12 protein-coding genes are annotated in these 15,722 nt (G+C 34.0%); all 12 read right to left on the bottom strand.

Going from position 1 to position 15,722, the window contains the following annotated elements; translation table 11 throughout:
* Positions 1 to 39: 39 nt before the first annotated feature.
* Positions 40 to 1,314 (bottom strand): adenylosuccinate synthase, encoded by a 1,275-nt coding sequence (locus V7M80_RS02310; protein WP_333693750.1) that lies wholly within the window; start codon positions 1,312 to 1,314, stop codon positions 40 to 42.
* Between the two features lie 39 nt (positions 1,315 to 1,353).
* Positions 1,354 to 1,803: a Fur family transcriptional regulator gene (locus V7M80_RS02305; protein ID WP_333693749.1), complete on the bottom strand. Its 450-nt coding sequence runs from the start codon at positions 1,801 to 1,803 to the stop codon at positions 1,354 to 1,356.
* Between the two features lie 94 nt (positions 1,804 to 1,897).
* Complete coding sequence (locus V7M80_RS02300) at positions 1,898 to 4,111, bottom strand: RelA/SpoT family protein (RefSeq protein WP_333693748.1); 2,214 nt, start codon at positions 4,109 to 4,111, stop codon at positions 1,898 to 1,900.
* Positions 4,112 to 4,192: 81 nt separating this feature from the next.
* Positions 4,193 to 4,987 (bottom strand): TrmH family RNA methyltransferase, encoded by a 795-nt coding sequence (locus V7M80_RS02295; protein ID WP_333693747.1) that lies wholly within the window; start codon positions 4,985 to 4,987, stop codon positions 4,193 to 4,195.
* 98 nt (positions 4,988 to 5,085) lie between these two features.
* Entirely contained in the window at positions 5,086 to 6,396 is a 1,311-nt protein-coding gene (locus V7M80_RS02290) for an amidohydrolase family protein (RefSeq protein WP_333693746.1), read from the bottom strand.
* Between the two features lie 13 nt (positions 6,397 to 6,409).
* Positions 6,410 to 9,400 (bottom strand): amidohydrolase family protein, encoded by a 2,991-nt coding sequence (locus V7M80_RS02285; RefSeq protein ID WP_333693745.1) that lies wholly within the window; start codon positions 9,398 to 9,400, stop codon positions 6,410 to 6,412.
* Between the two features lie 81 nt (positions 9,401 to 9,481).
* Positions 9,482 to 10,816, bottom strand: a complete 1,335-nt coding sequence (locus V7M80_RS02280) for a DUF58 domain-containing protein (protein ID WP_333693744.1) — start codon at positions 10,814 to 10,816, stop codon at positions 9,482 to 9,484.
* Positions 10,817 to 10,828: 12 nt separating this feature from the next.
* Entirely contained in the window at positions 10,829 to 11,836 is a 1,008-nt protein-coding gene (locus tag V7M80_RS02275; protein WP_333693743.1) for an AAA family ATPase, read from the bottom strand.
* Positions 11,837 to 11,842: 6 nt separating this feature from the next.
* The gene (locus V7M80_RS02270; RefSeq protein WP_333693742.1) at positions 11,843 to 13,048 is read right to left on the bottom strand and encodes a DUF4350 domain-containing protein; all 1,206 of its coding nucleotides are present in this window, start codon (positions 13,046 to 13,048) and stop codon (positions 11,843 to 11,845) included.
* The gene (locus V7M80_RS02265; RefSeq protein ID WP_333693741.1) at positions 13,049 to 13,789 is read right to left on the bottom strand and encodes a DUF4129 domain-containing protein; all 741 of its coding nucleotides are present in this window, start codon (positions 13,787 to 13,789) and stop codon (positions 13,049 to 13,051) included.
* Entirely contained in the window at positions 13,782 to 14,726 is a 945-nt protein-coding gene (locus tag V7M80_RS02260) for a hypothetical protein (RefSeq protein WP_333693740.1), read from the bottom strand. Before V7M80_RS02260 ends, V7M80_RS02265 begins: the two co-directional genes overlap by 8 nt.
* 4 nt (positions 14,727 to 14,730) lie before the next feature.
* A complete protein-coding gene (locus V7M80_RS02255; protein ID WP_333693739.1) occupies positions 14,731 to 15,708 on the bottom strand; it encodes a stage II sporulation protein M in 978 nt (325 codons plus the stop codon).
* Positions 15,709 to 15,722: the final 14 nt, after the last annotated feature.

The following is a 15,722-nucleotide window of genomic DNA, read 5'->3' as shown; positions in this document are numbered from 1 at the left end:
TAAGGTGAAAAATCCCATCAATTGATGGGATTTTTTTATTTAAGGTTTTAGAATAGTTTGTGTTCTATCGGGGCCAACAGATACAATTCGAATGGGTACCTCTACTTCTTTTTCAATAAAATGAATGTATTCTTTGAGCTCCATAGGAAGTTCGTCATAGCTGGTCATTCCTGTTAAATCAGCTTGCCATCCTTTGAATTCGGTGTAAATAGGGCTCAAAGTTTCATTGTCTATAGAATAGGGGAAATGTGATATAATTTCGCCGTTGTATTGATATGCGGTACAAATTTTTAAGGTTTCAAACCCCGAAAGCACATCGCCTTTCATCATGTACAACTCGGTTACCCCGTTTACTTGGATTGCATATTTTAAAGCTACTAAGTCCAACCATCCGCAACGTCTGGCACGACCTGTAACAGAACCAAATTCGTTTCCAATGCGAGCCATAGCTTGACCGGTTTCATCAAAAAGCTCGGTGGGAAAAGGTCCGCTTCCTACACGTGTAGTATAGGCTTTGAAAATTCCAAAAACATCTTTTACTCTATTGGGAGCTATACCCAAACCGGTACAAGCACCGGCTGCTGTTGTATTTGAGGAAGTAACAAAGGGATAGGTTCCAAAATCAATATCAAGTAAAGACCCTTGAGCTCCTTCGCACAGGATTGTTTTGCCTTGTTTTAGTGCTGTGTTTAAATGTTCTTCACTATCAATGAATGTTAGAGTTTTTAAAACGTCTATCGCTTTAAAAAATTCTTCTTCCATTTCGCCTAGATTGTACTGCAAATCTACATCGTAAAACTGTATCATTGCTTCGTGTTTTTCAGCTAGAGCTCTATATTTTTCTATAAAATCAGGTTGTTCAACATCGCCCACTCGAAGACCATTTCTTCCGGTTTTATCCATGTAAGTAGGGCCAATTCCTTTTAAAGTTGAACCAATTTTTGCTTTACCTTTTGAAGCCTCTGAAGCAGCATCCAAAAGACGATGCGTGGGAAGAATAAGATGGGCTTTTCTTGAAATCAACAATTTGGATTTGACATCCATTTGGAACTTTTCTAATCCTTCCAGTTCTTTTTGAAATACAACCGGATCAATCACAACTCCGTTACCTATGATATTTTGGGCATTGGGATGAAAAATACCCGATGGAATAGTTCTGAGAACATGTTTGATTCCGTCAAATTCTAATGTATGTCCAGCATTAGGACCTCCTTGAAACCGGGCAATTATATCGTATTTTGAAGTAAGTACATCTACGATTTTTCCTTTTCCTTCATCGCCCCATTGTAGGCCTAACAGTAAATCAACAGTCATTTTAGTTTGTGTTATTGTAGTTATTTAAGTAGTTATTTGTTATTCTTTTGAGGTGCTTTTTTTGCTTCCGTAGAGGTAAAGTGAATGGTTGTGTATGTCTATATTGAAGATTTCCTCTATGGTCTTTTTAATTTGTTGGATTCTTGGATCGCAAAATTCGATTACCTCTCCGGTATCGGTCATTATAATATGATCATGCTGTTTATCAAAGTATGATTTTTCATAATGAGCTTGATTTTGACCAAATTGATGTCTTCTCACCAATCCACATTCCAAGAGTAATTCTATTGTATTGTACAAAGTAGCTCTACTTACTCTGTAGTTTTTATTTTTCATTTTGATGTAAAGTGATTCAATATCAAAATGCTCTAAACTATCGTATATTTCTTGGAGAATAGCATATCTTTCCGGAGTTTTACGATGTCCTTTTTCTTCCAAAAATTTGGTAAAAACATTTTTTACAATGTCTTGATTTTTGTTATTTTCCATTGGATTCATGATATCTGCAAAGATACATTATTTTTATGTTTTTATATCTAATGCCCATTTTTTTGCTGTGAGTTTATTAACATAAATTGGCGAGTTAATTATTCACACGAACCACTTTGTCAATTCCGTCTATTTTTTTAATATTTTCTATAAGTCGTTTTAAAATGGTGTTATTTTGAACAACAACTGTAACTTGTCCATTAAAAATTCCGGCTTCTCCACTTAATGAAATGCTTTGAATGTTAACATGCATTTGGTTGGAAATTACTCTTGTAAGTTCATTGGTAAGCCCAAGTGTGTCCATTCCGGTAATTTTTAAAATGGCTTTAAAATCTTCTTGAGAAGAGTCTATCCATTTTGCTTGTATGATTCGATAGGCATAATTGGATTGTAAACTAATGGCGTTTGGACAATCTTTTCGATGTACTTTAATACCATCATTTATAGTTAAGAAACCAAAAACTTCATCACCCGGAATGGGATTACAACAACTGGAAAGTTTGTAATCCAACTTGTCTTGTTCTGACCCAAAAACCAGCATGTCAAAATTTTTACTGATTTCATTTTTTTGAATTTGTTCCGGAGCCACAGAGGGCGAACGTTTTATTTTTTTAAAAAAATTGATTAAAGTGTTGCTTTTTTGAGAGGCATAATCTTTGAGTTGTTGGTTATCGATCGTTCCAATTCCCACTCTGTAAAATAAGTCTAAGCTGGTTTTTAATTTAAAATAGTTTACGAGTTCATTAACTGTTGTTTCATTTAAGGTAATTTTTAAATGGCGTAATTTTCGGTTTAATAATTCTTTACCATCTTCGGCAATTTTTTTGGTATCCTCGTTTAAAACATTTTTAATTTTATTTTTGGCTCTTGATGTCGTAACATAATCTAGCCAATGGGAGTTGGGCTTTTGATTAGGTGAGGTTATTACTTCAATTTGGTCTCCGCTATTTAATACATGATTCAATGGAACTAATTTACCATTTACTCTAGTTCCGCGGGTGCGAACTCCAATTTCGGAGTGAATACTAAAAGCAAAATCAAGCGAAGTTGCTCCTTTGGGCAAAGATTTGATTTCTCCTTTTGGGGTAAAAACATAGATTTCTTTGGAATATAAATTTAATTTGAAGTCTTCTACAAAATCTACGGCATTGGTAGTTGAGTTTTCCAATGCTTCTTTTAAAAGATTTAACCAAGTATCTAAAGTGTTTTCCTCTGTAATACCTTGTTTGTATTTGTAATGAGCAGCATATCCTTTTTCTGCAATTTCATCCATGCGTTCACTTCGAACCTGAATTTCAACCCAACGTCCTTTTGGCCCCATAACAGTTATGTGAAGGGCTTCATATCCGGTTGTTTTGGGTGATGAAATCCAATCTCTTAATCTACTAGGGCTGGGTCTATAGTGATCGGTTACAATGGAGTAGATTTTCCAGGCAATGAATTTTTCGTCATGTGGTTTGGATTTGTATACAATGCGTAGAGCAAATTTGTCATACACTTCGTCAAAACTTACGCCTTGTGCCAGCATTTTTCGACGAATGGAATAAATAGATTTGGGTCTGCCTTTTATGGTATATTCAATGCCTTCTTCGTCTAAAGACTTTTGAAGGATTTGGGATATAGAATTAATATAAGCTTCTTGTTCCTCTTTGCTTTCTTTCATTTTGCTCACAATGTCAGCATAAACATCCGGCTCTGTGTATTTTAATCCTAAATCTTCTAACTTCGTCTTAATGTTATACAATCCGAGTCTGTGAGCTAGAGGAGCATATATGTAAAGGGTTTCAGAAGCAATTTTAGCTTGTTTGTAATCTGCCATTGATTCCATGGTTTGCATATTGTGCAAACGGTCGGCCAATTTGATTAATATTACACGCACATCATCATTCAAAGTCAATAACATTTTTCGGAAATTTTCAGCTTGCATAGAAATTTCCTGATCTGTTTTCACTTTGGCAATTTTGGTCAATCCGTCTACGAGTTGTGCAATTTTCGGATTGAACATTTTTTCCAAATCGGCTACAGTAATAGGCGAATCTTCAACAACATCGTGCATTAAAGCAGCTGCAATAGCTGTTGCACCCAATCCAATTTCGGAAGCCACAATTTTGGCTACAGCAATAGGATGGAAAATATAGGCTTCTCCCGATTTTCTTCTTTGGTCTTTATGGGCTTCAACGGCAACATCAAAAGCTTTACGAATAATCTTTTTGTCTTCGGCCGAAAGAGTTTGGTAACTAATACGGAGAAGCTCTTTATATTCTTGGGCAATAGCCTTATTTTCTTGTTCAATTTCAATTTCAGTCATAGCAATAGAATAACCTACTAAAAGTAGGGTAAAAATAATTAATTTGCAAATGGGATTGCAATTCGTCTGAAATATCTATTTTTAAATTGATTTGTTAAAACCCCTTTGTCTTTTTGCTTCAAAAAGAAGGATGGCTGCAGCCACAGAAACATTCATAGAATCTATTTCACCTTGCATAGGTATAATTATATTTTGGGTACTTTCTGTTCTCCAAATTTTGCTAAGTCCTGTAGCTTCTGTTCCCACAACAAGTGCAGTTGGTTTGGTATAATCTTCTACGTGATAGGGATTTGAGTTTTGAAGTGTGGCAGCATAGATTGCTATATGCTTTAATTTGAGAAAATCAATTATTTCTTCACTACTGCCTATTGCAATTTGATTGGTAAACAAGCAACCAACACTCGACCGGATTATATTGGGATTGTATAAATCGGTTTTCGGATCGGCAATAAGTATTGCATCAATATTCGCTGCATCTGCTGTTCGAAGTATTGCACCAAGATTCCCCGGTTTTTCTATACTCTCTGCAATAAGCAACAACGGATTGGCACTGAGTTTTATTTCAGACAAGGCATGTGTTTTTGATTTTGTTACCGCAATTATACCTTCTGTTGTATCTCTGTAGGCCAACTTTTGATAAATCTCACGAGTAATTTCTATACACTTTTCTTTGGGAAATTGGTTTAATTCAGTTTGAGTAAAGAAATCCCGAACTATAAAATAGGTTTCAATTTCATAGTTACCTTTATGAGCTAATTCAATTTCTCTTTTTCCCTCAATAAGAAATGTACCGGTTTGTTTTCTTACTTTTGATTTCTCTTGGAGTTGTAAAAGTGATTTGATGATCGGGTTTTGTATAGATGTAATTTGTTTCAAAATAGAACACTTTGGGGCGAAGTTAAATTATTTTTCATCAAATTGCCGATTTTTAGTTCAAAAAAAAGCACTCTTAAAAGAGTGCTTAGTATTGGGGTTTATTTTTTATTTTTTTTAGCCAATTTGTACTTGCCTTTGTAACGCTCATACAATTCGTTTTGGCGGTTGCCCAAACTTATAATTCTTCCATCTATAAAAGCAGCAACTAAGTTGTTGGTTTTCATATCTAATGCATCACCTTCCGAGATAAATAAAGTTGCACTTTTACCGGCTTCCAAAGAACCGTATAAGGCATCAATACCCAATATTTTGGCTGCATTTAAAGTAATCAATTGCAAAGCTATTTCTTTATCAAGACCCCAAGCTGCACACGTACCGGCATAAAATGGTAAGTTTCGTACTTGCATTCTTTCCATTTCGCCTTCGTTTTGAAGAGCAGTGAGCACACCGGCTTCTACCAACATTTTAGCATTTTTATAGGGTAAATTAACATCTTCATCCTCTAAAAGAGGTAAAGCATGAACTCTTTTCAACAAAACCGAAACACCATTACTTTTAAGTAAATCGGCTACTTTGTAAGCATAATATCCTCCAATAATGGTCATTTTGGTAATATTGTTTTTGGTTTTAAAGAGTAGAGCATCTCTGATTTCTTTTTCTCCGTCTGCATGGATATATAAGGTTTTAGTACCCTCTAGCAATCCTTTCATAGCTTCCAACGGAATATCCTTTAATTTGGGTTTATTTGAATGATAAGCTTTTGAATTATCAAAAAAGTCTTGAATATCTTTCAATTGGTTATCGTAATTTTTATTGGCTTCAATACTACCGGGTTCGGCCCACCATCCTCCACGAGAATAACTTCTGGGCCAATTCAAATGAATTCCGTCATCGGTTTTAATAGCGGCATCTTCCCAATTCCATGCATCCAACTGAACCACAGATGAAGTCCCGGAAATGCGTCCTCCTCTTGGTGTTATTTGAGCTAACAGCACACCATTTGGTCGAGCTGTTTCTGTAATCAAAGACTCAGAATTATAAGCTATTATACTTCGAATATGAGGATTCATTTCGCCAATTTCTCTCACATCATCCGATGCCCGTACGGCATCAACTTCAACCAATCCAAGCGTTGCATTGGGAGCAATAAAGCCCGGATATATATGTTTTCCGTAAGCATCTATCACTATATCGTGTTTGGCTGGTTTTGCAAATGTTCCATCAGAAATAGAAGCAATTTTACCATCTTTGATAGAGATTAAACTATTTTCTACAACAGTACCGTTACCCAAATGGGCTGTGCCTCCCATAATTAGGATGGTCTGAGTTTGTTCTGGAGCCGGAGTTTGCTGAGCTATTGCTGTAAATGTACTGCAAAGAAAACTAAGGTATATTGTTATTTTTTTCATGATTTAATTTCAATTAAAATTCTTCTAAAGTATCGCAGTGGTAATGCTTCACTTCTTTTCTTTTGGGCGTTTGGGTTTTCATTCCTTGATTTTTGGTTTCAAGAAGTAGTTGTATTAACTCCATTCGCTCTTTTTGAATCGTTTCGGTTAGAGTTTGTTCTTTTTCTAAATCGTAAAAAACGATTCCGTCAACTACCGTTTTTTCTACTTTGGAATAAATAGATAATGGACTTTCACTCCATAAAACAACATCGGCATCTTTTCCTATTTTGATACTTCCCACACGATCGTCAACTTGAAGAAGTTTTGCCGGATGTAAGGTAACGAAGTTCCAAGCGGTTTCTTCATCAACACCTCCATATTTCACAGTTTTTGCAGCTTCTTGATTGAGTCTTCGGGACATTTCTGCATCATCCGAATTGATTGACACAACAACACCTTCACCATTCATTAAGGCCGCATTGTACGGAATAGCATCTTTAACTTCAAATTTATATCCCCACCAATCAGAGAAAGTAGAACCTCCTACGCCATGCGATGCCATTTTGTCGGCCAATTTATAACCTTCTAAAATGTGGGTAAATGTTTGAATTTTAAAGTTGTATCTATCTGCCAATTTCATCAACATATTGATTTCAGATTGAACGTAAGAATGACAGGTAATAAATCTTTTTTTATTTAAAATTTCTACGAGAACTTCCATTTCAATATCAAATCTTGGTTTGATTTTGGTTTTACTTTTAGAAGCTTCATATTCTTTCCATTCTTGTTGGTAAGCCAGTGCTCTTGTGAAGTAGTCTTCGTAAACTTGTTCTACACCCATTCTCGATTGTGGAAATCTGTTGCGAGACATATCGCCCCAGTTGGATTGTTTAACATTTTCTCCAAGGGCAAACTTGATGTATTTGGGAGCACTTTTAACCAACATTTCATCAGGTGAGAACCCCCATTTGAGTTTGATAAAAGCGGCTCTACCACCAATTGGATTTGCCGACCCATGTAACAAATTTGCCGATGTTACACCACCCGATAAATTTCTATAAATATTGATATCTTCCGAATTAACAACATCTTCAATGGTTACTTCTGCAGAAGAATTTTGACCTCCTTCATTTACGCCACTAGAGATGGCTATATGAGAATGTTCATCAATAATACCAGCTGTTAAATGTTTGCCGGTAGCATCTATTACTTTAGCTTCTTTTACTGTAATGTTTTTTCCAATTTGAATAATTTTTCCATTTTGAATTAGTACATCGGTTTCTTTGAGAATACCGTCTTTTTCTCCAGTCCAAACGGTTGCATTTTTAAACAAAAGCGTTTCTTGCTTTGGTTTTTCTGTAAAACCAAAGGGTGCATTTGGATAGGTTAGAGGATACATATCCGGAATTTTACTAGACTTTTGGTTTGCTGCTTTTGGAGTAAATGTTTGGGTTCGTGTTGCTGTCCAATCTACTTGTTTGCCATCAGAGAAAGAGGCAATCCCACTAAATTTATCACCTGAAAAAGTTCCGGTAAGTCGGGAAAAACTATTTTTGGCAGTATCTTTCTCTTTAATTAAAAGCGTAATCCAAGGATCTGAAAATTGAATTTTTGTATCCAAATTTAAACTATCCACAGTAGTTTTTCCTTCCAATTTAGAAAGTTCACCTTCAATTTTTAATTCCCATTTTTGATTATTAAGCGAAACTTCATAAGTACCGCGAATATCTGGAGCATCGATTTTTTCTATACTGTAGCGTGTACCTTGAACCCAATTTTCTTGAATTTGGGTTTTGGTTTCAAACAAATCGCCATTGGTTACAATAAAATTGGCCAACATCCCTTTTTGAAGCGTACCTAACTGTTTACTCTGGTTTAATAATTTGGCCGGATTTTCGGTTAACGCAGCTAATGCGGTCTCTTTGGGTAACCCATATTGAACTGCTTTACGTAAGTTGGAAAGAAAATCTTTTGGATTTTTTAAGTCGGATGCTGTAATTACAAAAGGAATTTTTTGTTCGGCTAAGATTTTTAGGTTGAATGGAGCTTGATTCCAAAATTTCATATCACTTACACTTACCTGATAGGCCAAAAAGGGATTTGATACATCATAGGCATCCGGAAATTGAATAGGGATAATGAGAGTGGCCCCGGTTTTTTTGATTTCTTCAATTCTTTCAAATTCGTTTCCACTTCCTTTGATGAGGTAATTTACACCCATTTCTTTGCCTAGCTTTGCTGCACGAAGAATATTTAATTTATCTCCGGCATTAAAGATTTGGATTAAATTTTTGTTTTGGTTAAAATGTTCAAGCGTTACATCCAAGGTTTTTGAACTTCCCTGACTGTACCATGCCGCATCATGATAAACTTGACGAATTAAGGCCATACTTCCCATTAGAGAAGAAGGATAAGACTGTCTACTGTTACTACTTCTTCGAAATGTAAAATGTTGGGAAATTTTTGGGTTTAAAACCCGTACACTATTTTTTTCTGTATCATTTAGTGTCCAAAGAACTCCGGTTCCCGCAACAATTCCATCGTTTTGATGACTTAAAAGGGTTCCAAAACCTATTTCTCTAAGACCACCTGCTGTTTTTGAATCGTAATTTAAGTTGTCAAAAGCATTGTAATCGGCTTTGATATGATCGTTCCAATAGTATCCTTCTCTAGCCGAATCGTATTGAGGAGCTCCTCCGGAAGTTCGATTGGCTTGAGGCTTTTGAATACCAAATTCACTGTACAAATCTATAAACGAGGGATAAATGGTTTTTCCTTTGGCATCTAGTATTTGTGCTCCTTTAGGAAGGGTCACATTAGTTCCAATTTCTACTATTTTGTCTTTATAAATAAGTAGTGTTGCTTTTTCCAATTTTTGTGTAGACGATACATAAATGGTTGCATTTATTAAGGCAACAGGATTTTTGAATGTAGTAAATACTCCATCGTTTTTGGGAAAATACTCCTGACTATAAACCAGGCTATTTACAAGTAATAGAAGGTAGAGTAGTTTGTTTTTCATATAACTTTTAGTTGATTAAATGCTAAAAGTATAATAAAACCCTCAATTAAATCGAAAGAAAATGTTAAAGTAGATGGCGTATTATAAAATTCCGCGAGACTTTATTTCAAGGTATTTATTAATTGTATCCAAGGTTAAATTTTCCGGCTGAGTTAAAACAGAAAAAATACCGTATTTTTTGAGTTCGTTTACAATTAACCTTTTTTCAAAAGCAAATTTTTCAGCTATGATTTTATCGTAAACTTCTTGTACAGTTTCAGATTTTTGTTCGATTAATTGGTCTAATTCGGTATTTTGAAAAAAAACAACCACCAACAGATGACTTTTGGCAATTGCTTTTAAATAGGGAAGTTGACGGTGTAAACTATCTAAAGTTTCAAAATTGGTATACAACATTACTAAACTTCTGTGCGTTATGTTTTTTTTGATATCAACATACAACCTGCTGTAATCACTTTCATAAAAATCGGTTTTGATGTTGTACAAATTTTCCATAATCAATTGCATTTGCGATGATCTTTTTTCGGCGGCAACTCGATTTTCTACTTTTTTTGAAAAAGTAAACATTCCGGCTTTGTCGTGTTTTTTCAATATCACATTAGACAAAACCAGTGAAGCGTTTATGGCATAATCTAATAGACTTAATTTATTGAACGGCATTTTCATTACTCTACCTTTATCAATAATCATGTATACCGATTGGGATTTTTCATCTTGGAATTGATTTACCATTAGACTGTTTTTTTTTGCAGTAGCCTTCCAGTTTAAGGTACGCATATCATCACCTTGAACATATTCTTTTATTTGTTCAAATTCTAGGGTATGCCCAATTTTTCTAATTTTTTTTACGCCGTATTGAAAGAGATGATTTGAAAAGGCCATCAAATCATATTTTCGCAATTGAATGTAAGAAGGATAGGTGGGTACTGTTTGATCTTTGGCAAAAACAAATCGTCTGGAAACCAACTGAAATGGAGAAGAAGCATAGATATTTAGAGCTCCAAATTGGTATTCACCTCTACTTACCGGTCTGAGATGATAGGCAATATCTTTTACGGTTGAAGCTTTTAGCTTAAGAGGAATTTGAAAATCACGAACCTGAAATTGAAATGGAATTTCATCAATTACCTTAAGGTAAATGGAAAAAGTATAAAAATTTTGGATTGTTAAAGTAATTTGATTTTCATCTCCATTAGACAATTTTTCAGGACAAATTCGGGTAGCCGAAATTCCTTGTTGGGTTTGAAACAATAGGAGTATATCAAAAGCTAGAAAAGTAAGAATCAGTATCAAAAAATACCATGCCGGTGTATACAAAAAAGGAAAAAAGAAGCTCAATACAAAGAGTGTAATGTTTACTCCCAATGCATTGAAAAGTCTGTTTTTTAGATATAAATTTTTTAATACTTTTTTCAAAATATACTTTTTTTAGCGAGGAATTTCAACAGAATCAATAATTTGTTTGATGATTTCAACAGAGCTTACACCTTCCATTTCTCGCTCTGGAGTAACAATTACCCGATGTTGCAATACCGGAATGGCAGCTTCCTTGATATCTTCTGGAGTTACAAAATCTCTACCATTAAGAGCCGCAAACCCTTTTGAAGCATTAAGTATAGCAATTGACGCCCTTGGAGAAGCCCCAAGGTATAAAAATCCGTTTTCTCTTGTGCTTACTACCAATTTAGCTATATATTCAATAAGATGTGGCTCAACTCGAATTTGTTTCACCAATTCTTGGTATTTGGTGATGGATTGTGCATCTAATTGAGAATGGACCAAATCTAATTTGGTTCCCGAAAGTAAGGCGTGTTCTTTTTGTAAAATAATTACTTCGTCGTTGAGCTTGGGATAGTCTATACTAATTTTGAACAAAAAACGATCCAGTTGTGCTTCTGGTAAACGATAGGTTCCTTCTTGCTCTATTGGATTTTGCGTAGCAACTACCAAAAATGGACTTTGTAAAGTGTAGGTAACCCCATCCATTGTAATTTGACGTTCTTCCATAACTTCAAATAATGCAGCTTGGGTTTTGGCAGGAGCTCTGTTTATTTCATCAATTAAAATTAAGTTCGAGAAAATGGGTCCTTTTTTAAATTCAAATTCCGATTTTTTCAAGTCAAATATTGAAGTTCCCAATATATCTGAGGGCATTAAATCTGGAGTAAATTGAATTCTGCTAAACCCGATGTTCATGGTTTTTGCTAATAATTTTGCAGTTATGGTTTTGGCTACACCGGGAACACCTTCTAACAAGACGTGTCCGTTTGCCAATAACGCTACCAACAATTGGTCTATCATTTTATGCTGGCCAACAATTACGGCGTTTAATTCATTTTTTAAAAGGGTTAACGTTTCTTGTAGCGGTGCTAAATCCAAACGATTTTCAAAATTTACAGATTCCTCAGAGGGGTTGTTATTTGTATGTTCTTCCATGATGGGTTATTTTTTTGTGGGTTCAATAATTTTTTCAATAACAGAGTTCAACTCGATCAAGTCAGCTTCCGAGTTATTCTGGGTTTGTCTATGTTTTTTGATTAAATGTATAGCTTTTTCAATAAGTTCGAGATCTTTGCCGGTTTTATTATGAAGTTTTTGGCAAAAATCGGTATCCAATTTCTGAGTATCCAATCCGTATTCTTGTCTAATTTTTTCAAGAAAAAAGATACTCTTTTTTTCCATCATCGTGTTGTGATTTCCTTCTTGATAGTATAAATTTCCAATGGTTTTAATAAATTCTACCGTAGTATTGGGAAGCGGTTTCAAAATGGGTATTATTCGTTGGGTTCTTTTGGCTCTAAAAATCATAAAAAACAACATACTTATAAGAAAAAGATACCAAGCCCATCTCAAACCGGGTTGATTTAGAATGAATCGAAGAGGAGAGTTTGAAATTCCGGAGTTTAATCTTTTATTAGGGTACCAATATAAATTTCCTTTGGGTATATAAGATAAAACCGATTCGGTATAGGAGTAATTGTTTTTCTTCAGAAGATAATAATTGGTAAAAGCTACTGGTTGTAAGTGCAGCAAGACCTGACCTTTGCCGTAATTTATTTGGATAAAATTGGGATACAAAGTGTTTTCCAATTTTAGATTACCCAGTACTTGCGTATTTAGAGTATCGTAAGATACAAAAGCATAGCCATGGGCTCCGGTACTAAAGGTATATTCCTGGAAAGAGTTTGATTTCCCCTTAATATTCATCGAGATGTTATCTTGAAAATAGATATTTTGCAAATCAAACCGCAATGAATCTTTTAAATACTTAGGGAATGTTTTCATACTTAAGAAAGCGGTATTTCCTTGGTCTACAAAGGTTAAAATCTCATTACTTGAAGTTGGATCTATAGTGTAGTTTTCATCTATTGCCATGAAATTCCCAGAAATAGAATAACCTTCATCTTCGTCTTCGTAGTTGTAATGGGCATCAAAAAATTCAAACGGACTTTCATTTAACGTATAAATTGAGTCTTTAAAAAGAGCCTCTTTTTCTTGATTAAAAATAAAAAGTCCAAAAGGTGTTTTACTGTAAGATTCAAAATTTTCTGTCCAATCAATAGGTTTCGGTCTGTTACTATCTACCCATGTGATTACAGCAAACAGTAAAACCAAAATAAAAATATATATTTTAAGACTTTTATTCATTTAGATAGATTGGATTGTTTTTTCAAAAGTGGATTTAACTTTAGAAAATGCTTCATCATTCAAATCAAATTCGCCATACCAAATGTAGTCATACAAATAGGAAGCATAACTGAATTTTTCTTTTAGTTTTGGGTCTTGAATTTCGTAGCTGTACTCAGAATTGGTTTTTTCGGCATCCCATTCAATGATGTTTTTATCGGCCATTTTCTTTAACAACCATAAGTGATAATATCTAATACACACTCTTTTTTCGTTTGATTTTAATGCGTCTTGAATGAGTTTTTCAAAATCAACAGTGTGAATATTCAGTTCAATTTCCTCATAACTTATGATTTTCTTATCCGAAGATTTTCCAAAAATCCAGCTACCTTCTTCATTCATTATAGTTTTGACAATCAAGTAAATAACATAGATTATAAGAAGAACAGCTAAAGATTTTAAAAGAAAATCTACCAAATCCATTGAAGCATTTTCATCTGTCATGCGAAGGATTTTTCTAAAAAAGGAAGCCATCGATTCTTTAAATCTATCCCAAAACCCTTTTTCGGCTACTTGGGTTTCATAAATGAAATCATTTTGATTGTATTTGGATTGGAAATTTTCTTCAAAAACTTTTTCTTCATAAAGCCATAGTGTATCGGAGGATATTAAATTCTGATTACCTGATGATTCAAAATCAATATCCTGAGCACTGATTACAGAACTCACGAGTAGAAAAAGAAAGAGTACTAATTTATTCACTTTGAGATCCAATTAAATCAATATCGTTTAAAGTTGAATTCCCTTCAATTTCTTCTTGAATAGTATAATACACTATCCCACTATTCACTACCAATAAGTTATTCATTATGTAACTAATTAAAATACTGATACACATGACAATTACCATTATTATAGTAAACAAAGAGAAAGTATCTCCATTGGGTGCATCTCCATTTTCTATACTCGTAAACAAATTAAATACTCCAATAATGTAGGGAATAAGCGAAAAAAGGGTAGTTACAGCTTGTACTATTAAATACATGACAATAGTTGAACCCACTATGGGCCAAAACTTATTTTTGGTATATTCAAATCCCAATCGAAATGCCTCTACTGTAGAAGTTGAAGTGTTTAAATAAATATAGAACGAAAGTTGAATCCAAGCCATAAAAGCCGGTAATACAATGACCAATATGGGAATTCCAATGATGGAAATCATGAGTAAAATACACAACCCCAGAAAAAGAAGCCCAATTGTTAATCCAAAAACAATTAAAGCTACAAAAAAGCGACTAATTTTTGCAAAGTTTCCTTTTAAGGCAATCAAAATATCTTTTGTTGTAAAGTTAATTCCTTTTTTTTCTATGTAAAGTTTGAAATACAAAATAGGATAACAGTAGCTTAGTAATGAAACAAATAGGGTTAGGATAATAAAAAACAATACGACACCTATAACCAGAGGTAAATTATTTTCAAAATAGTGCTCCATATAATTTGTAGAATTACCCCCAATATTAGAAAACATAATTTCAAAATAAACTTTGAATACAAAGTATGACAACCCCAACAAAACAAGTAAAAAACCACCATTTATAATAAAATAATGGCGTAAAAAATGAGTCCCGTTTGTTCTGAAAAACAAAAACGTATCACTAATCAATTCACCTAATGTTCTTTTTTTATAGAGTGTAAGCATAATTTTAAGTGGTTTTTAAGCTAGAACTTAATTTTGAGTTAATAAATCTTGGGTAAATAAGATAATAAAAAGCAATACAACTTAATGTGCCTAATATGATAGTTACATTGAGCCAATTGGGCATTTCTTTAGAATAACGGGTTACAAAACCTTCTAAAAAACCGGCAGCAATGGTAAAGGGGATGGTACTCAAAAATATTTTGAGTCCGGTTTTAAATCCAATTTTAAAGGAATTAAAGCGAGAGTAGGTTTTAGGAAATAAGATGGATGCACCCAAGATAAATCCGGCTGCAGTTTCTATAACTATGGCAAAAATTTCCATAGAGCCATGAATCCAGATTCCCTGAACACTTTCCCAAAAAACACCTTGTTGGTAAAAGAAATATTGAAAAGATCCCAGCATGATGCAATTTCGAAGAAAAATATAAAAAGTACCTATGCCTAAAAAGAGTCCCCATATAAAACATTGAGCACCCACGTATAGGTTGTTCATTGTTATAGCAATAAAGCCACCCCAATTACTACCGCTTTTGTAAACTGCTACCGGATCTTGTTTAGAAATATTCTCTAATGTCATATTTACATAGGCGTCTCCCATTATCAATCGGACAAAATTCAAATCGTAATGAGCAGATAGAGCTCCAATTCCGGTTAAGATAAAAAATAAAACAAAGGCATAAGTCACATATCTACGGTATTCATAAACCAATAGTGGCACTTCTTCGGCAAAGAAATAAACGATTCGATTTCGCTCTGTTCGTTTGGTTTTGTATATTTTTTGATAGATTTGAGAAGCTAGATAATTGAGGTATACAACCGTTTTACTTTTAGGATAATACGTTTGAGCATAAGATAAATCGTTGACAAGATGTATATACAAACTTGCCATTTCATCAGGATTTTTCTTAGCTTTACCAAAAATTGCTTGTTCAAACTCAAGCCATTTTTCTTTATTTTGCTTTATAAATGCAATTTCTCTCATGGATTGCTAAAATA

Origin of the sequence: Flavobacterium sp. (assembly GCF_036759525.1) — a bacterium.
Classification (GTDB): domain Bacteria; phylum Bacteroidota; class Bacteroidia; order Flavobacteriales; family Flavobacteriaceae; genus Flavobacterium.
Note: the sequence above shows the minus strand (reverse complement) of the source record. Positions and strands in the feature narration are given on the sequence as shown.